This window comes from Paenibacillus uliginis N3/975, assembly GCF_900177425.1.
Classification (GTDB): Bacteria; Bacillota; Bacilli; order Paenibacillales; family Paenibacillaceae; genus Paenibacillus_AQ; species Paenibacillus_AQ uliginis.
In genome coordinates this window covers 1,173,630-1,192,968 of sequence record NZ_LT840184.1, presented here as the reverse complement: position 1 = coordinate 1,192,968, position 19,339 = coordinate 1,173,630, and the positions used below count along the sequence as shown (strand labels likewise).

Annotated in this window: 15 protein-coding genes, 1 pseudogene and 1 other annotated feature; of the genes and pseudogenes, 3 read left to right on the top strand and 13 right to left on the bottom strand. The window is 46.7% G+C overall.

Annotated features, from left to right (window positions below):
• Positions 1 to 4: 4 nt before the first annotated feature.
• The 3 genes from B9N86_RS05590 to B9N86_RS05580 all read right to left on the bottom strand — a co-directional run bounded on the left by B9N86_RS05590 (position 5) and on the right by B9N86_RS05580 (position 1,352).
• Entirely contained in the window at positions 5 to 505 is a 501-nt protein-coding gene (locus B9N86_RS05590) for an Lrp/AsnC family transcriptional regulator (protein ID WP_208918135.1), read from the bottom strand.
• A 178-nt stretch (positions 506 to 683) separates the two neighbouring features.
• Positions 684 to 1,067, bottom strand: a complete 384-nt coding sequence (locus B9N86_RS05585) for a spore coat protein (protein ID WP_208918134.1) — start codon at positions 1,065 to 1,067, stop codon at positions 684 to 686.
• Between the two features lie 39 nt (positions 1,068 to 1,106).
• Positions 1,107 to 1,352, bottom strand: a complete 246-nt coding sequence (locus tag B9N86_RS05580) for a hypothetical protein (RefSeq protein ID WP_425298574.1) — start codon at positions 1,350 to 1,352, stop codon at positions 1,107 to 1,109.
• Between the two features lie 150 nt (positions 1,353 to 1,502).
• Here B9N86_RS05580 and B9N86_RS05575 point away from each other — a divergent pair, with 150 nt between their 5' ends.
• Positions 1,503 to 2,726 (top strand): NAD(P)/FAD-dependent oxidoreductase, encoded by a 1,224-nt coding sequence (locus tag B9N86_RS05575; RefSeq protein WP_208918133.1) that lies wholly within the window; start codon positions 1,503 to 1,505, stop codon positions 2,724 to 2,726.
• A gap of 53 nt (positions 2,727 to 2,779) precedes the next feature.
• On the opposite strand, the gene B9N86_RS05570 is transcribed toward B9N86_RS05575, so the two are convergent.
• From B9N86_RS05570 to B9N86_RS05555, 4 genes are all read right to left on the bottom strand, one after another.
• Positions 2,780 to 3,985, bottom strand: coding sequence for an MFS transporter (locus B9N86_RS05570; protein WP_208918132.1), 1,206 nt, complete (start codon positions 3,983 to 3,985; stop codon positions 2,780 to 2,782).
• Positions 3,986 to 4,220: 235 nt separating this feature from the next.
• Positions 4,221 to 4,778: a hypothetical protein gene (locus B9N86_RS05565; RefSeq protein ID WP_208918131.1), complete on the bottom strand. Its 558-nt coding sequence runs from the start codon at positions 4,776 to 4,778 to the stop codon at positions 4,221 to 4,223.
• Between the two features lie 151 nt (positions 4,779 to 4,929).
• On the bottom strand, positions 4,930 to 5,349 hold the full coding sequence (locus B9N86_RS05560) for a DUF350 domain-containing protein (RefSeq protein WP_208918130.1): 420 nt from the start codon (positions 5,347 to 5,349) through the stop codon (positions 4,930 to 4,932).
• A gap of 116 nt (positions 5,350 to 5,465) precedes the next feature.
• Complete coding sequence (locus tag B9N86_RS05555) at positions 5,466 to 7,835, bottom strand: endonuclease MutS2 (RefSeq protein WP_208918129.1); 2,370 nt, start codon at positions 7,833 to 7,835, stop codon at positions 5,466 to 5,468.
• 162 nt (positions 7,836 to 7,997) lie between these two features.
• On the opposite strand from B9N86_RS05555, the gene B9N86_RS05550 reads away from it, so the two are divergent.
• Positions 7,998 to 8,357 carry a phage holin family protein gene (locus B9N86_RS05550; protein ID WP_208918128.1) on the top strand — a complete coding sequence of 120 codons (360 nt, stop codon included), beginning with the start codon at positions 7,998 to 8,000 and terminating at the stop codon, positions 8,355 to 8,357.
• Positions 8,358 to 8,540: 183 nt separating this feature from the next.
• A complete protein-coding gene (locus B9N86_RS05545) occupies positions 8,541 to 8,930 on the top strand; it encodes a cupredoxin domain-containing protein (protein WP_208918127.1) in 390 nt (129 codons plus the stop codon).
• Between the two features lie 133 nt (positions 8,931 to 9,063).
• Here the strand turns inward: B9N86_RS05545 and zapA are convergent, their stop codons facing one another.
• The 6 genes and pseudogenes from zapA to B9N86_RS05515 all read right to left on the bottom strand — a co-directional run bounded on the left by zapA (position 9,064) and on the right by B9N86_RS05515 (position 19,339).
• Entirely contained in the window at positions 9,064 to 10,887 is a 1,824-nt protein-coding gene (zapA, locus tag B9N86_RS05540) for a cell division protein ZapA (RefSeq protein WP_208918126.1), read from the bottom strand.
• Positions 10,888 to 11,227: 340 nt separating this feature from the next.
• A complete protein-coding gene (gene pheT, locus B9N86_RS05535; protein ID WP_208918125.1) occupies positions 11,228 to 13,678 on the bottom strand; it encodes a phenylalanine--tRNA ligase subunit beta in 2,451 nt (816 codons plus the stop codon).
• Positions 13,679 to 13,707: 29 nt separating this feature from the next.
• On the bottom strand, positions 13,708 to 14,742 hold the full coding sequence (pheS, locus tag B9N86_RS05530; protein ID WP_208918124.1) for a phenylalanine--tRNA ligase subunit alpha: 1,035 nt from the start codon (positions 14,740 to 14,742) through the stop codon (positions 13,708 to 13,710).
• 75 nt (positions 14,743 to 14,817) lie between these two features.
• Positions 14,818 to 15,089: a binding site (T-box leader), on the bottom strand.
• A gap of 96 nt (positions 15,090 to 15,185) precedes the next feature.
• The gene (locus B9N86_RS05525) at positions 15,186 to 16,025 is read right to left on the bottom strand and encodes a nucleotidyltransferase domain-containing protein (RefSeq protein WP_208918123.1); all 840 of its coding nucleotides are present in this window, start codon (positions 16,023 to 16,025) and stop codon (positions 15,186 to 15,188) included.
• A 102-nt stretch (positions 16,026 to 16,127) separates the two neighbouring features.
• Positions 16,128 to 17,981: a ribosomal protection-like ABC-F family protein gene (abc-f, locus tag B9N86_RS05520; RefSeq protein WP_208918122.1), complete on the bottom strand. Its 1,854-nt coding sequence runs from the start codon at positions 17,979 to 17,981 to the stop codon at positions 16,128 to 16,130.
• Between the two features lie 384 nt (positions 17,982 to 18,365).
• Positions 18,366 to 19,339 (bottom strand): annotated as a pseudogene (locus tag B9N86_RS05515) (2,3-diaminopropionate biosynthesis protein SbnB).

Genomic DNA, 19,339 nt, shown 5'->3' with positions numbered 1-19,339 from the left:
TCCTTTACGGCGAGATCAGGAGACGATTGTCTTCTTGACGTTCTTCATAGATAATCCCGTCTTGTTTATATTTTTTAAGAATAAAATTCGTTTTGGTCGATAACACCGAGTCAATGGGTGACAACTTCTCAGACACAAAGTTCGCAACCTCTCTCAAATTACGGCCTTCCACTTCTACAAGGAGATCATACGCCCCTGACATCAAATATACGGATTTCACTTGAGGAAATAAATAAATTCGCTCTGCAATTCCCTCAAAACCTCTCCCGCGCTCTGGTGTAATCTGCACTTCAATGAGTGCGGTGACCTTTTCTTCCTCCACCTTGCCCCAGTTAACGATCGTCGCATATTTTACGATAACATGGTCATTTTCCAGTTCCGCAATTGCGACCTTCACTTCCTCTTCCTCTACGCCGAGCAAAGTAGACAAGAGAGCCGGAGATCTTCTCGCGTCCTCTTTCAACAGGTCAAGCACTTTCAATTTCAATTCGCTTAGCTCTTCCATTCGTAGTCCTCCAGCGTTTATTTCAGCAATTCGGCCATAGCCGGATTCCTGTAAAGAGATTAATACTTATATTACAATAATTCGGGCGGTCTGTGCAAAGAAAAACCGACTGCCTTCCGGCATACGCCGTTTAGATAGTCGGTTCCTCTTTGCTAAAGTTTAGTACACGGGTTACATATTAATGTGTAGGTTGAACGTTGGACTGATGCATAGGTACATTAGGAGCATGTGAAGTAGGAGCCAGCCCGGATGTTTTTTGACTAATGAGCTGACGAGTTTGCTGAACTGTGTTTTGCATCTCCTGCAGTTGCTTATCTACATCACTCTTCATGGCATGAGGCACAGGAGCAGCATACTGATTCTGCTGTTCGATCAGTTGGTACATTTCCCCTTGCATTTTGAGCGTTTCGGCAGTCAAATTACTGAACATACTGCGAACGGTCGGGCATGCCGATTCCGTTGTTGCTGTCGTGTATTCACTTACAGTACGTTTCAACCCATCCAAGATGGTGTTGAGCAAATCCTCTTCCGGCAGGAAGGAACCCTCATTTGGGGATGGCATATGAACTTCCTCCTTAAACATTTTTTATGTGATGGAATCTTACTGAGACTGGGTAGGTGCGACGCTTTGATGACTCTGTAGCGTTTGAATCAATGTATCCATATGGTTTTCATGCTTGTGCAGTAATCCCATAATTGTCTGCTGTACAGTCGGATTCTGAATGGATGCTGCTGTTGCAGCGCAATGCTTGGCGAGCGAGCTCTCATTAGAAATACAATCGACGATGTAATCTAATTCCTTCGAAGTAAGAGGCTTTAGTTGGTTATTGGATGGCATGGTATTCATTTATTATCCCCCTTCCATATTAGGTGTACATGTGTAGTATGGCTTGTTCGTTTATTTCTATGTCACGCAATAAATGTCTGAAGGAAGATCATACTGAGGATACAGTGTAATGAGTTCACTTCGAAGTCTATATACGGGAAGGTGCATTTCATGAAGTTAACCGGAGGCAATACGCCATGGAGCGGCCAAGATATTCAGCGTTTCTCTCAGCTGGAGAGCAATCTCTCATGTGATGTGCTGGTCATAGGAGGCGGTATAAGTGGTGCGCTCGTATCTTATATTTTGTCCAAGCAGGGAGCAGATACAATTCTGCTTGAAAAAGGGTGCATCGGAAAAGGCAGCACTTCAGCCAATACCGGACTTCTTCACTTTATGAACGATGATACATTGACAGAGCTTATCCAAACGCTCGGAGAGCATAAAGGAACTGGCTTTTACAGAATGTGTGAAAGATCAGTAAACCGCTTGTCTGAAATCGCCAGCAGCCTTTCTGTCGATACGGAATTCAGGCATCGTAGCAGTCTCTATTATGCCAGCACGGAGGATGATGCGGGAAAAATACGCAATGAATACGATACACTTACTCGCCACGGCTTTAACGTCGAGTATTGGGATCGACAGACCATTAAGTCACACTTTCCATTTTCCAAACCTGCTGCTATATATACGCAAAGAGATGCTGAAGTGAATCCGTATAAGCTGGTACACGGCCTCGTCAGTGACGCTGTCCACCAAGGACTGCGGGTATTTGAGCACAGCGGTACCGAGAACATTGAATACTCAGACAATGGCGCCACTGTAAAAACAAAACACGGTAGCATCCACGCCAGGATTCTGATCTGGGCTGCCGGGTATGAAACACAGGAGTGGAAGCCAGACCGCATAGCATCACTGAAAAGTACCTATGCAATCATGACCGAGCCGATACAGGATTTATCCTCATGGTATGAACGCGCCTTAATTTGGGAGAGCAGCCGTCCTTATCTTTATATGCGCACAACGCAGGACAACCGGATCATGGCAGGTGGACTGGATGAACCACTTCATGAATCTGGATGTCCTGATGTGAATCTTACAACCCGAAGCCGACGCCTTCTGAAGGATATCCACGACCTTTTTCCTGAATTAGGAAAAATTTCAGTGGCTTGTTCTTGGGCCGGTGTTTTCGCTTCCACTCAGGATGGAATTCCTCTCATTGGCCGGCATCCTCATTTCCCTCACAGTTATTTTATTGAGGGCTATGGCGGCAGCGGGACAGTGTACAGCATGTTAGCTGCTGATCTGCTTGCGGAGGTGGCTAATGGCAGCGAGCCTGAAGAGCTGAATTGGTTCTCTCTAACCCGTTCATTAAAGACTAATTCTTCATGCAATTAAAAAAGGAACATGAAAGAAAGCCTCCGCAGTTTTGCCGACGGAGGCTTTCTTTTTTAAGCGGCTGGCTGCCGGCTTTTCATAATTTTTCGCATAAACACCCAAGTTCCTATAGGTGACATACCCAGCACTAACAACAGCAGCGTGACGGTCAAGGGATCCTGCCGGAAAGATAACACACCGATGAATATAAGAAGACCAGCTATTCTTCCGACCATCAGGCTGATTTCTCTTACAACAACAAGCTCCACTCTTTTCTCCGCATTATTGCGGTTCGTTCCCATCAGATCAAAACTGACCGAGATCGCCGGGAGCATGTACAATGGTATAAATAAAGATGTGCCTACGCCTAGAATAAGAAGGGTCGTGTAGTTTACCTTCCACAGCAGCGGTAAGATCACAAGCAGCATGATTATGGCCCCCACCAGCATTCCGTAGCTTCGGTAAGCCGGCTTAAACCATTTCCCTGCAGCCCAGTAGCTGACCAGTGATACTGCAGAAGTGATGAGCATAAATTGTCCAACTTTGGCTTCCTGACTTGTTGCTGAATACACAAGTAGAAAGATGAGAAAGGAGAACACGCCCTCTCGAATTCCCTGCATGACCAACCCGCCCATGGCAAAGCGCCAGGTTCCGTCAACTTCCTTTAATCGTTTAATTCCTTCAATCCAGTCATATTGGCCGCTGACTTCTCTCTTTTTGAGAAAAAAACTGAGCAGGACTGTGCAGCCGAATATAACCATAGACATGGTGAAAATTAACCGGTATCCTTTCTCACCATGCAGCAATGTGATCAGCCAGCCAGATACCCATGGACCTAATATTCCGATCATAGATCCAAGCAAACCGACCCAGCCATTGAACCAATCGCGATTCCCAGCGTCTGTCACCTCAAAATAAACAACGTTAAATGCAAGCCAAAATAATCCCAGAGACGTTCCCAACAGCAGGCCCAGCGGCCAAATATAATGAACCGCATTCTGTCCGGTACCCAGAATAAACAAATAAAACAAACCTGACACGGCGATTCCCAGCCGAAGTGCGTTCATTTTATTACCTTCCTTCACCCACTTGCCCGCAATCCAAAACGTCAATCCCAGCGCGATCTGCTGCGCCATCGTGAACCAGGCGATCATCAAGTAATCCTGTCTGCTTTTCCAAAAATATATGTTCAGAAAAGTTCCTGACAATGCGCCAGCTAGTACAAACATACCGTTTACCGCCAACAAGAGAACCACTTGGCGGTCCTTAGGCGCTTTCATAAACTCGCCCTCCTCAGCAGCCGACTTGTTATTCCAGGTTAAGTTGCCCAACCTCGGAATGGTTCATAACCTAAAAAGCGGAATTGGTAACTTATTCTTAAAGACTATTGTCTGTTGTAAGACGCTACGTGTACGAATCGTTCCTACAATCGCTCTTGCCCCCAAATTTTTTTGAAGACCACAAAAAAGCCACTCAAGGATGAGAATCCTTGAGTGGCCTCTTCAGGCTGCCTGCCTATTTGCTTTTCGTCAACCCTTCAATCAACCGAAGACGGTCGTCTTCTGTGAGACTATACTGCACCTGGAAGCATCCTGAACAAATATATACATTCATATTAAACGGAGGTTTCAGCAAAGGCCCCTTCATGAATGGGATTAATGTAGGATCAAAACCTTCTCCACTTACACGCTGTGTTCCCGCGAGCATCATATATTCCCGGCAATGGAAGCATTCGGGTGTCTCATCCTGATGATCCAGCACCTGCTCCACAGACTCCTCGTATGCCATGAGATCATGGGCTTCCCCATACTTGTCCAACGTTCGTATAGCTGGTACCGCTCCATCTTCAGATCCCCAGAACGGTTTGTTTAATATGTCGCTGCTATCAAAATCATTGTAAGACTCATCAAACTCTTCCTGATGCCCATTCTCCTCATCATCTCCATCAAGTGGGACGCTGAGCGTACGATAGCCCTTTAATTCATTATCACAGTGCGGACAGTTCTCTTCTGGACCAATCTCCTCATCCCATACAATCTCAGTCTGGCACCATGGACATATAGTTGGTTCCATAAACTCATTCATCCCTTTCATTATTCAAACGATCCAAAAAGATCGTATACATTAATTCCACATCAAGTATACAATGCCTGACAGGAAAAAGATCAAGGCTGCCGCGAACAACACCCGCGGTAAATATTTCATGGCCATGTTCCTCCAAAATTTACATAATGCTCGCGCCTATTACATATGACAAGGACACGGTAATGATCAGAACAATCAATCCAACCGCCCGATTATCTTTGCCGATTTCTTCATCTACTGAAAACACCGGTGTCAAAAACTCGAGCAGTAAATACGCAGCTAACAGCAAAATGAACCCCAAGAAGGACCATTTGATCATATCATAAACGGACGTATTGGACTCAATACTATACCGCATTACATTACATATGCCGAATATTTTGCCGCCGGTAGCCATCGCTGCAGCAACATTTCCTTTTCGAATTTCATCCCAGCAATTGTATTTTGTGACCACCTCAAAGCAGGCCAAATATACGATCAACGCTAAAATCGCAACCGAGAAATAGCCGACAAGAACACCCACAGGGTGTTCCAGCAACTGATCAATACTCTCCATCATTCCCCGCGTTCCTCCCCGAAGTCGGCATCACCTTAAGATAAACGGTTCACCGGCCGTAATGCAGATGCTATAGTTGTATACGAGTTAGAGAAAGCATCGGTTCCTAATATATTGCACTATTTCAGTTCCGCAATCGTAACCCCTGTTCCGCCTTCCCCGTAATTTCCAAGACGGTAGGTTTTTACATGCTTATGTTTCCGCAAATAATCCTGAATACCTGTCCGTAAAATTCCCGTCCCTTTGCCGTGGATGATAGAAACTTGGCCAAGATTGCCCAAAAACGCTTCATCCATAAACCGGTCCACTTCGATGAGAGCTTCTTCCAGGTTCGCCCCGCGAAGATCAAGCTCTTTACGGATATTTTCATCACGGGTACGCTTCAGTGTCGTAACATGACGTTGACCTTGGGGTTTCTTGGCAGATGCCGGAGCGGACACAAGCTCCAGATCCTCTAAAGATACCTTCATCTTCATAATGCCCAGCTGGACAAGAGCTTCTTTGGGGCCAGCCAGTTCAACGACATGGCCTTTCTGATTGAGGCTGTATACCATAACCTCGTCACCAGGTTCGATCGAACGTCTCTCGGTGGCGCTGCGCTTTCCAGCCGTCTTCCGTTTCTGCTCAGGCTCTGCTTCATCCAGACGTTTACGCGCCGCAATAAGTTTATGTTCTTTAACCGAAGCACCCTCTTCTTGAGCGAGTTTACGCAGATCTGTAATAATATCTTCTGCTTCGCTCCGGGCTTTATCCACAATCTTCTTGGCATCCTGACGGGCCTTTTCAACCCATTTATCCCGCTGTTCCTCAAGCTTTGCAAGTTCGTGATTATGCCGGCTCCGCAGTTCCTCCATTTCTTTACGAAGAACTTCTGCCTTCATACGCTCGGTCTCAGCTGCATGACGATTCTCTTCAAGAGATGCAATCATATGCTCTACCCGCTGATCTTCTTCTTTCACTTCACCGCGGGCATAATCCAGAATCATCCCCGGAAGACCAAGCCGTTCTGCAATGGCAAAAGCGTTACTTCGACCCGGAACACCGATCAGAAGGCGGTAGGTTGGACTCAGTGTATTAATGTCAAACTCCATGCTGGCATTAATGATCCCTTTTCGTTCGTAAGCATACGCCTTCAACTCAGAGTAGTGGGTTGTGGCAATCATCCGGCATTCCATCCGGTGAATGTGCTCCAGAATAGCTATAGCCAGAGCTGACCCTTCAGCCGGATCCGTTCCCGCACCGACCTCATCCAGCAGCACCAGACTTTTCGGAGTCATATTTTTCAAAATCCGGATAATATTCGTCATATGGCTGGAGAAGGTACTTAGGCTTTGCTCAATGCTCTGCTCGTCACCGATGTCTGCGTAAATCGCATCAAACACACACATCTGGCTTCCTTCCTCGGCCGGTATGAACATGCCGGACATCGCCATCAGATTGAGCAATCCAATGGTTTTGAGCGTAACGGTCTTACCGCCCGTATTCGGACCAGTAACGATGATGGACGTGTATGAGTTACCCAATTCCACATCAATCGGAACGACCTGGTCGATCGGAATAAGCGGATGCCGGCCTTTTTTAAGTTTCAAATAACCACGGTCATTCATACGTGGCAAGGAGGCCTTCATAACATGAGCCAGCCGGGCTTTGGCAAAGATAAAATCAAGCTGACCGGTAATATCAATATCGATACTGAGCAGATCGGCCTGATCGCCAACCAGAGCGGTTAATTTTTGTAAAATCACTTCAATTTCTCGTTCTTCTTTCATACGCGTCTCACGCAGCTTGTTGTTCATCGCTACGATGGACTCCGGTTCAATAAACAAAGTTGCTCCCGATCCGGACTGATCATGTACAATCCCGCCGAAATAAGAACGATATTCCGCTTTTACCGGGATAACAAAACGATCTCCCCGGATCGTTATAAGTTGATCCTGCAGCATCTTGGATACCGACTGTGAGCGGATCATACCGTCGAGCTTTTCACGGATACGTACCTCTCCATTTCTCAGTTCACGACGGATTTGAGACAGTTCCGAACTGGCCGAATCCATAACTTCAGCACTTTCGTCTATACATGCCTTGATGCCATCTTCCAACGACTTTTGTTCCGAAATCAAATCACTCAGGTTATATAAAATTTCAACGGGTTCGTCTTCATGGATCTGCGCAATAAATCGCTTTAGTCGGCGCGACCCCATGATGGTATTCGCTACAGCCAGCAGTTCATGGGGACTGAGTGTTCCGCCGATCCGGGCACGTTTCAGCGAGTCTGTAATATCCGTTATTCCGCCAAACGATGGGCTTCCTTTCAACCGGTCTACCGTGTAGGCCTGGTCAGTAGCCGCAAGCAGCTGTTTAACGTCGTCTAATTGGACCGATGGCTTCAACTGTTCCGTTGTTGCCTTACCCATGGAAGTTTGGGTGTATTGTGACAATGTATTTAAAATTTTTCGATATTCCAACGTATGCAAAATCTTGTCATCCAAGAAGTTCACAACTCCTCTCAATCAATGCCTTTATTATAGCCGAGACCTTGAATTTTCGCCATTTATAGGGATTATTTCAATAAATCCTTCCACACATAACTCAGAGTACATCTGAACAAAATAATTTTGCGCATGATTGCAGCATATAAGGAGGTACGATCGATGCAGTTTCTCGGGCATGTCGTTCGATTTATCGTTTCTGCCCTTGTTCTAATGCTTGTCGGGTGGATCGTTCCCCAATTCAACGTTGGCGGATTCGGTAGCGCCCTGCTGCTGGCTCTGATTATTGCTGGTTTGGGTTGGATTGTTGAAAGTGTATTCGGGACACGGGTCACACCATTCGGACGGGGAATCGTCGGTTTTCTGGTCAGTGCGCTGGTCATTTACGTCGCCCAGTTCTTTATAGCCGATGTCAGAGTAACGGTCTTAGGAGCTCTTCTTGCCGCACTCGTCATTGGAATCATTGACCTGTTCATCCCTATCGCCTGGCCTTTCGATGAGACCAAAAGCGAACAGAAATAATCCGGCTTTCAAAAACAACGCCCCTGTTCCCCTACGAACAGGGGCTTGTTCATGTCAAGAGAAATCTCTTTTATTTCTGTAAGTTCACTAATTATTCATATTCATTTCTGCGCATAAACCATTTTTTTACGTTATCATATAGAAGTAATTGACACATAATATTAATAGTTAGGAGAGAATGATATGAAAAAAACGCTTGCATTAATCACATCCTGTATGCTGCTGCTTCTTTTGGCGGCCTGCGGCGGAGATAAAGAAGCTGCTCCAACCAACGGAACCGGAGTAACAGATACAGGTGTTGCACCTGAAGCAGAGCTTGTAATTAGCGGATCAAACTACCAGTTTGATCAGCCTGAGTACACACTTAAAAAGGGTGTTCCTGTAAAGATTACTTTCAAAAATGAAGAAGGCAATCATGGTGTACTGATTCCTGTACTTAACCTACAACTCGACAGCAAAAATAATACAGCTGTTGTAACACCAGATAAAACAGGCGAATTCGATATCTCCTGCTCCATCATGTGCGGTCCTGGACATACAAAAATGATCTCCAAACTTATTATCGAAGAGTAGGACACCTCTTTTCGATCATAAGCACGATAATAACCTCCAGAATTCCAAGGGAAAGTCACTTGTGAATCTGGAGGTTTGTTTTATCCTGAAACGAATTTCACAGCAATGTTTCCCGTGACAAGGTTCTCGGGTGTCAACGGTGATCCTGCTCTATCAATTCAATCCATTCATTATATTCAACCTGAAGCTTAGAATACTCTTCCTGAAGCTTCCGGTGTTCCTCCTCCAGCTTGTCCGACTTCTCACGCTGAATTTCAATTTCTGCTTGCAACAGTCGATGTTGATGCATTACCAGCTCATACTGTTCACCTAACTGAGAAAGCTCCTCGGACGTGGCTTTCTTCTCATCTTCCAGCAGTTCACACGTCTGACGGGACGCTGCTACTTCCTGACGCCAGGAGTCCATCTCCTCCTTCAGTGTCCCCTCCGTCTGCTCCCATTGTTCCCGTTCATTGACCAGAGTCTCGTATTTACTTCGCCACATAGCCAACTCTTCCTCTGCCAACCTTAGAAGCTCACTGTGTTCTTGTTCACGGTTTTCTCGTTCAGATGCCGACTTGCGTAGCTGGTCCAACTGACCGGATACGGTGTCATATTCTTCTTCAAGCATGGCGTACAGTTTACGGGTCTCTGCCTCCTGGGTCGAAGCCTCTCGGCTACTCTTCTCCAGCTCTTCGACTTTGAGTTGAAGTTCACGCCGCTCCTGTTCAGATGACTGACGCCGGGCCACGTCACGTGCCGCTTCGTCTTTCAGAACATTCAATTCTTCCTGAAGAGTCTTCATGCCCTCTTCTAAAGTTTCAGAAACCTCAAGCGCTTCAACCATGCGCATTTCTAAATCTCCGATTTCCTCTTTACGCTGCTCAGCAAGAGTACTCCATGATTTGACCTCAGCATTCAGACGCTGAATATCATCATGCAGCTTGCGGGAACTTTGGTTCGCATCTACGACCAACTTCTGGAGCCGGCGTCGTTCTTCCTCCGACTTCACAGCCTCCTGCTTTAGAGAATCCCGTTCTCTAGCTAACTGTTCTGCATTATCCTTGGAAGTCTTCAGCTCTTTGGTGGAACTTTCAAGCTGCTGCCGTGAATGTTGAAGATTCTCCTTCAGCTTGGATGACTCTCCCTTTAGTGTGGAAAGCTCTTTCTCCGTTACAGTCAGACGGGATTGCAGGTTGTTCGCGTTACTTTGTTGTTCCGCAAGTTTCTTCTCCAAGGCCTGAATAGCCGTTTTATGCTGCTGATCCTGCTGTGCAGAAGACTGCTTGTAGTTCTGCTCCAGTTGTTGAACAGACTGAGTATGCTTCTGTTCCGCCTGCTGGGAAGCACGCTTGTAATTTTGCTCCAGCTGCTCTGTGGATTGCTTATGATTTTTTTGCATCTGCTGGATCTGCACTTCATGCTGACGCTTCATTTCCTCCAACGCCTGTTTATGACGCTTCTCCAAATCACTACTCTGTTGGGTAAGTCTCTGCTCCAGCTGCTGTTTCTCCTTCTGGATATCTGCCACCCGCGCAGATTCTTTCTGTAGAAGCTCTTTCATACGCTCGGATTCCGCAGTTAAATTCTCTTTTACAGTTCCAAGCTCTGATGCAAGCAGGGTCTGTTCATTAAGTTTGCGTTCAAGCTCTTCGTTCTTCTTCTCGTATGATTCCTGCTGCTCTAATTGCAAAGTTTGAATACGGGCCAATTCGGAGCGAAGTTCACTCCGTTCAGCCGTAAGAAGTTTAACCTCGTTCTGGAACTGCTGCATTTGAACAGCTTCCTCAGCCATATGCACGGCAGCAAGTACGGCAATCCTAGGCGTATCCAAACGGGAATGAGCCTTCGATATAGTGCGCATACGATCATCGACATAATTGGCTACCTGTTTCATATAATCACTGCTGCTGCCAACTAGTTTATAGGAAGTTCCGTAAATTTCTACGGTAACACGTGTACGATCCGGTGTAGTCACTGTTGTGCCCTCCTTCAATTGTGTGTTGATTCTAAGGTGTCTTTACGGTCTTTCCTCTTTCTACATTATATATGAGAAAGTCATTCTAGACGAACTCCAAGTAAGCTAGACCGTATTTTCGACTGTATATTTATCGATCAGGTAGTCTGTTCTCCTGACTATCAAGATATCTTAAATGTAAAAGAAAAACGTCATCGACGTACCTCCAAAGAAGACAGACCGCATTTAGCGGTAGTTTTTTTGCGAGATCAGGATGCATTTTATTCCGGTGTTTATACTTTCTTATCTTAAAAAAAACCGCATCGAATGTGTAATTCGATGCGGCTTTCCCCAATTCCTTCTATTTTCTCAATTCCGCGCCAAAAGTTTGCTCTAGCGCCTGAACTGCTTTTTCATTTGCTGCCGCAACTTCCTCATCGGTAAGCGTCCGCTCCTGATGACGATACGTGAGGGATATAGCCACACTCTTCTTTCCTTCACCCAATTTGCTGCCGGTGAAGACGTCAAACACTTGTACATTCTGAAGCAGCTCGCCTGCATGTTCGCGGATAACTCTGATCAGCGATCCAGCTTCTACCGCTTCATCGACTACTACCGCTAAATCTCGTTCCATAGCCGGGAATCGCGGAAGATCACGGTATTGTACGCGGCTGTTAGCGAGTTCGTAAAGCGGATCCAGCAAAATTTCAGCTACATACGTATCTTCGAGATCTTTATCTTGCTGAAGCTGAGGATGAACCTGGCCGAGTGTTCCAAGCTTCACTTTGGTACTTCCGTTCTGAACATATACGGATGCAGAACGTCCAGGATGGAAGCCATCAGGCTGGTCGGCCGCATAAGTGATCTGCTCGCCATCCAGACCAAGCATTTCAAATACCGTTTCTAACGCACCTTTCAGATCGAAGAAATCAACCTTTTCAGGCTGCATATTCCACTGCTTGCTTCCAAGGCGTCCTGTCAGAAGGAGTCCAAGCACAGGACGTTCCAGCGGTTGCTTTGTTAATGTATCTTCATGTGTATGGAACACGTTTCCGATCTCAAACATCGCAAGATCCGGATGTTTGCGGTTAGCATTGTAAACAGCGATATCCAGCAGCTGTGGAATCAGGCTCGTGCGGAGTACGCCACGGTCCTCGCTCATTGGCATCGCCAGCTTCACCGCTTTTCCTCCGTCCCCGAGTGACGTGAACGTTTCCGACTGCTGAGGGTGGATGAATGAATATCCAAGTACTTCCTGCCATCCAGCGTGAGTCAGCATACGACGGATTCCACGGCGGATAGCCTGTGATTTCGTCAATGCCCCCGGTGTCGTCGGTCCTTCAATTGCAGTTGTAGGGATATTGTCGTATCCGTAAAGACGGGCAATTTCCTCAATCAGATCTACATCTAACTGAATGTCACCTCGACGCGTTGGAACTTCCACCTCAATCAAACCGGTAGCCGCGTCACCACATGCGAAATGCAGACGGGCAAAAATCGTTTTGACTTCGAGCAAAGACAGGTCTGTGCCGAGATAAGAGTTCAGTTTCTCAAGAGAAAGCTCAATCAATTTCGGTTTGGAATCAACTGCTCCAGCTTCTACAATCCCTTGATGCACAGTTCCTCCGGCATATTTGGCTATTAAGGCAGCCGCACGATTCAGTGCCGGAATGACTCTGGCTGGATCTACTTCTTTCTCAAAGCGGGAGCTTGCTTCAGAACGGAGGCCCAGCTGACGTGATGTTTTACGAACCGTTCCACCATCGAATTTTGCCGATTCCAGGAAAATGTTTACCGTATTGTCTGTCACTTCAGAATCCAGTCCACCCATAACGCCTGCCAGAGCTACAGGTTTACCGCCTGCTGTAATGACCAGCATATGCGGCTCCAAACGTCTCTCCTGACCGTCAAGTGTCGTCATCGTTTCGCCGGCTTTAGCCATACGGACAAGTACAGAACCATCAGTCAATTGATCACCATCAAATGCATGCAGCGGCTGTCCGTATTCCAGCATAACGTAGTTAGTAATATCAACAATATTGTTGATCGGGCGAACGCCGGCAGCCATCAAGCGATTTTGCATCCAAAGGGGCGAAGTGCCAACTTTAACGCCTGTAATATAACGGGCAGCATAATGAGGACACTGCTCTTCCGCCTCAATCGATACGGAGATATGTTTCGCCGCCGGATCACTAACTTCTACCAGTTCCTTCTCAGGCTTAGGGAGAGTGATTTCTCTTCCCAGAATCGCACTCACCTCATAAGCAGCTCCTAGCATGCTAAGACAATCGGACCGGTTCGGAGTCAAATCCAGTTCAAGCACTTGGTCATTAAGTCCAAGCACATTTACAATTGGTACGCCGACATCTGTTCCTTCCGGCAGCACTAATATTCCTTCCTGCAGCTCTTTAGGGAGCAGCTTATCATTCATGCCAAGCTCTTTCGCGGAACAAATCATGCCTTGTGAAAGGACGCCGCGCAGCTTCGCTTTTTTAATATCCAATCCTCCAGGAAGCTTTGCACCAACCATAGCGACAGGCACCTTTTGACCTGCATCCACATTCTTAGCGCCGCACACGATCTGCAGATCTTCTTCTTGTCCAGCATCCACGATACAAATGTTCAGTTTGTCCGCATCAGGGTGCTTTTCTTTGCTCTTTACATATCCAACAACTACTTTATTAATTCCCTGATTGCGATCCTCGATCACGTCGATTTCGATACCCGCCGAGGTGATACGACTTGCCAGCTCTTCAGCTGGTACACCTTCCAGAGAAATATAATCAGACAACCATTCCGTTGATACTCTCATTACCGTTCACTTCCTTCTTTTGTTTAAAGTTATATCCGTGCGAACTGCTTCAAGAATGACATATCGTTATTGAAGAAATGACGGATGTCATCAACACCGTATTTCAACATCGCAATCCGTTCAACACCCATTCCGAAGGCAAAACCGCTATACTGCTCCGGATCATATCCGCCCATCTCCAGTACCTTTGGATGAACCATTCCACAGCCCAGAATTTCCAGCCAGCCCGTGTGCTTGCATACACGACAGCCACTGCCCCCGCATCTCACACAAGATACATCCACTTCTGCACTCGGTTCTGTGAACGGGAAGAAACTCGGACGAAGACGAATTTGTGTATTGTCCCCGAACATTTCGCGTACAAATTGCAACAGAGTACCTTTTAAATCACTCATGCGAATATTGCGTCCGATCACAAGCCCTTCAATTTGGTGGAACTGGAAGGAGTGTGTTGCATCGTCATCATCACGACGGAATACACGACCAGGGCATATAATTTTAACAGGCGTTTCGCCCTTCATGTCCAGCATCGTGCGAGCCTGAACCGGCGATGTCTGTGTACGCATCAGCAGATCTTCAGTCAAATAGAAGGAGTCCTGCATATCACGAGCAGGGTGGTTCTTAGGAAGATTCAGCGCTTCGAAGTTGAAATAGTCAGTCTCTACCTCAGGGCCTTCTGCTACACGGTATCCCATCCCGATAAAAACATCCTCGATATCTTGGATAACTCTGCTCAGCGGGTGAACCGCACCTTGAGCAAGTTTGCGTCCTGGCAGTGTAACATCCACCTTTTCCGCGCGCAGACGCTCTTCGGTTTCTTTACGCTGAAAATCCTCCTGTTTGCTTGTGATAACTTCTTCGATGGCTCCACGCACTTCGTTTGCGACCTGGCCGATAACCGGACGCTCTTCAGCGCTCAGAGATCCCATCCCTCTTAAAATTTCAGTCAAGGCACCTTTTTTTCCCAAGTATTTGACCCGTAGATCATTTAAACTTTGCGGATCTGTTACCTCCTGCAGTTGGGCCAATGCCTCCTGCTTCAATGCTTCCAATTTTTCTTTCATAGCCTCTTGTGCCCCCTTCTTCATCTCAGTGAAGTAAAAAGTAGTTCAACTCAACAAAAAAAGGCCTTTTCTCCCGAAAGGGACGAAAAGACCGTGGTACCACCCTTGTTAGCACGCTAATACATAACTCGAACAACTTCCGTTATTCAGCAGCCATCAGCCGCATGCTCACTTTAACCGACATAACGTGTCGGAACCCGTTATCCCCTACTGATCAGTCTAAGCCGCGTTCAGGGAACTGCTCCGGAGCGAACTTCAGCAGCCTGTTTCCATAGAAACGCTCTCAATCTGTGGCGTCTCCTCCCTGTAAAGAGGCACTGCTTACTCTTCTCCATCTACGCATTTACATTTTTCAGCATATATAGTCTATATTATATTCAATTATGCCTCTCATGACAAGTTCATATGCCTATTTTACAGATGAGTAAAAAGTACTCCGTGGATCAGTGTCGATCAATCAGCATTTCAGTTTCTTGAACAAGCTGACCAAGCATATCTACACCTTCTCTTGTACAGTCTTGCTCTGAAGACAGGAGCGTCATAATTTTATCAACACGCAGCTTGTAATCCTTCGGTTTCATTTGAAAACTATCCACTAAGGCCACCGCTTTTTTCTCATTGATACAGTATTCCTTATTCTTTGCGAACAGCACCTGATTTAAGCAGGATATCGTCCGGAAGCAGCAGCCCGCTACATATGAGATATCATCTTTGTTAACATTGCTGTCAGCGTGCATCAAAGAAAAAGATGCTTCAAACCTGAAATATCCGATCAATGCATCCTGCAATGCTTTGGGGTAAGGTGTCGTTTTGGCTTTTAGATTTCGTATTTTACCGATGGGGTCCACCAGTACTCTACATATCGATATCTCCCCCATGTACATTACATTTAGAAAAGCATGTGGATGACCAGCATGATAATGCGTTGATACTACGCCTGACAAACATTCATCAATGACGCCCGAAACTCTGTGAATATCTCTAAGAATCAGGTCGACATGATACCCCTGAACAGCAAGCCAGCCCCCGGCATTTACCCATGGACCCCAGCCGCCTAATGGCGTAACTAATTTCCCTCTTTGTTCATCATCCAATTTTTCAGCTACTCGATTCATCTCTTCGATATCAAAACCAGCCTGTTCATCGTAATAAATACCGATGTCGATATCGGAGGCCGGCTTATGGTTCCCCCTGGCTCTTGATCCGCCAAGAACGATACCGACCACCCCGGGTACATGTTCCAGTTCATTGCTAACGTACTTTACGATTTCATCTACAGTCATTGTTGTCATCTCCTAAACCAGATTACTCATGCGAAAATAACATCAGTTAATCAATGACACCGCATCATGCTCGGCTCAATCCCAAGCATGATGCGGTGAAGTTTAGCCACGTAGCTGTTCCAGCTCATGTCGCAACGCACGTATTTCAACCAATTGCTCGGCTTCTTTATCGCTGCTGTCCGGGGTGGATTCCAAAAGCTCCTGAATCCGGAACTCCAGCTCCATCCGCCGATTCTCCTTCTGGCTGTCCCCCCTGATAACACGGGTTCGAGACATCTGCTCCTCTTCCTCTTCTGCGCTGCCTTCAAACCATACGGGATCTTTTCCAGAGGCCAATGTAAGCAGTCGATTCGACAGCTTCCGAACGAGAAAACGGTCATGGGATACAAGCGCAATGGCACCAGGGTAATCTCCAAGTACCGCTTCAATCACTTCCCTGGTATCCACATCGAGGTAATTGGTTGGTTCGTCAAGCACCAGGAGATGAGCACCGCTAAAATACAATTTCAGAAAAGCGGCTCTGCATTTCTCACCCATGCTTAAATCGCCTATCTTTTTGAATACATCATCCCGACTGAACAAAAAGCATCCCAGTAGTGTTCTCGCCCGGCTTTGCGTCATGTCGGGGAGCATCAACAAACTGTCCAGTAGGGTCGTTTCCAAACTTAATCCTTCCAGCTCTTGTGAGAAATATCCGATTTTTAACGCCGGATGCTGTATCACCTTGCCTTCAGACGGTTCAATATCACCCATTAGCAGCTTAAGCAGCGTTGTCTTGCCACTTCCGTTAGGACCGCGAACCGCCAAGCGATCACCGCGGGACAATTGAAAAGAAAGCTTGTTAAAAAGAAGCCCGTCTCCAAATCCAAAGCTCAGATCTTCTACACGAATCAGCATTCGTGCACCCAACGTTTCCCCGCCAAGCTTCATATTGAGTTTAGAATCATTCCGTGGCTTATCCACGCTCTCGGCTTCAAGACGCTCCAGCGCCTTCTGCTTCGCATGATAGCGGGAAATGTTCTTTTTCGCTTTAGCCTTGTAGAAACTCGCTGTGATTTTCACTTCGTTGTTGTCCCCAGCCGAATTATGCGCCTGATGAAACCACTCCTGATATCTCCGGATGGACTCCTCCAGGGCTTTACGAGCTAGTTCCTGCTTACGGTGCAGCGCCTCCTGTTCCCGCAATTCTCGCTCCTTCTCCTGCTGGTATGCGCTATAACCGCCTTTATACCGTTTCAAGCCTTCGGAAGTTAATTCACAGATTGCCGTAGCTACCTTATCCATGAATACCCGGTCATGGGACACGAACAGAACGGTTCCTTTATAAGAAAGCAACCATTGTTCCAACCACAGAAGGCTCTCCCCATCTAGATGGTTGGTCGGCTCATCCAACAGAAGCAGCTGCGGCTCTGATACTAACAAGGCAGCGAGTTGAGCCCGGGTCTTTTGCCCACCGCTTAATTCGCGGAATGAAACGGTCCACAGCTCAGAATGAATCCCGAGCATGGTCATCGCTTTTTCAACCTCGGTTTCCCACTGAAAACCATTTTTTGTCTCATATTCGTCAAGCAGCTGACCGTATCTTTCCAGCAACTCTGCACTCTGATCCTGACTGGCCTGTTGCATTAGCTGCTCTTGCTCGGCTAATTCATGCTTCAGATGCCATAATGCTTCGTTACTGCCTCGCCGAACTGTTTCTAGCGCTGTCATATGATCTTCTGGTTGGTCTTGCTGTTTAAGCCAGCCCCAACGATTTCGTGATAAACGTGCTTCAACACGTCCAGTTGTTGGTTCCGTATCCCCTGTCAATATGGACAAAAGTGTCGATTTCCCCGAGCCGTTTCTGCCAAACAGAGCAACCCGTTCCCCTTCAGCTACCTCTAATTGAATATTTGAAAACAACGGAGTTCCTTGTAGTTCAATGCTGATATCGGAAGCCTTTAATATAATGGTCATATTCCTCATCCTTTCATGTGAAAACTCACGAAAAAACCGCAGACGACGTCTGCGGCAGATGATTGGAAAAGTGTATATCTGAAATAAGTGCGAATTTACAGGGAATAAGTACACATGCTGTTCATTCCACACACAGCCACTTCATTGGTACACCAAAGAAGCAATTACCCCTATCAAATCTCGCCGATTCATACGAATGAAGTTCACCGTATCGTCTTTTTCAGACACACCAAATCTTCCCCTCTACCGCCGTAGAGAAAACGCCTGCATTAACGCTTGCAGTTGTCGAAAGAAAGGGTGTCTTACTTCATCGTATAGGTTACCTCACAGTTCTTGGAATGAATTGGTCTCATTATAACAATAATCTTCCCGTCATGTCTACATTTATTCCCCTTGATCGAGCTTCACACCGCTGCCAAGCCTTTGCGCCTTAGCCCAGTAATAACCCGCGACCCCTATGTCGAAGATCGCTAGACCCATCGGGTTAAAAAACACCGTATTTTCCGTCCCTCTGTGAATGAGTGCGTCACGGCATACGATTTCTGCGAGCGTACAGACATCCGATGACTGCAATCCATACTTGAGATGCAGCTGCTCCACATCTGTATTTTCACGACAAACTTCATTCCAGTCGTCAACCACGATCGTTTTGATATCTGCAACGCACTCGGGTATATAATCACGAAGGGATACGCCCAGCAGTAGCACTCCCTCCTTCGGGACTTCATCGATGTACCGGTCAGCCGATACAGTGCAGGTAGCGATGATGTCGGCATGACGGTATGGGATACGCCAATCATCCGCTATAATCGTAATATTCCGCAGTTCGGCGGGAACGGTTGCCGGATCAATTCCTCTCAGATCGTACAAGATAACCTGCTTCAATTTCTCACCAAGGATCGCGGCGCACATATCAAGATGGAGTCGGCCAATTGGCCCCCAGCCGATAATCCCGAGCCTAATCCCTGCAGGTTGCCGAGCCTCCACATAGGCTTTTAGCATCACACCACTGACGGCTGCCGTTCGGAGTCCGCTCAGCAGTCCGCTGTTTAGGAAAGCTTGCGGCTGCCGGTTGCCGTATCGTTCAAAATTATCGTATTATGTGCCCTTGGCAGTCCGTGGAGGTGGTTTTTCGGGAAGCTTGCAATCCATTTAATCCCGGCCAGGTTGAAGCTCCCTCCCACATAAGCTGGCATCGCGATGATCCGATTCTCCGGATTTCCGAATCTCAAATATGGCTTTAACGGATGCACACAATCACCCTCATCCTCAATCCGGACAACATCCTGAATGATGCCAGTCAACACATGCCAATCTATTCCTAACTCCTGAATGTGGCTGTCGTTCAGGTACAGCAT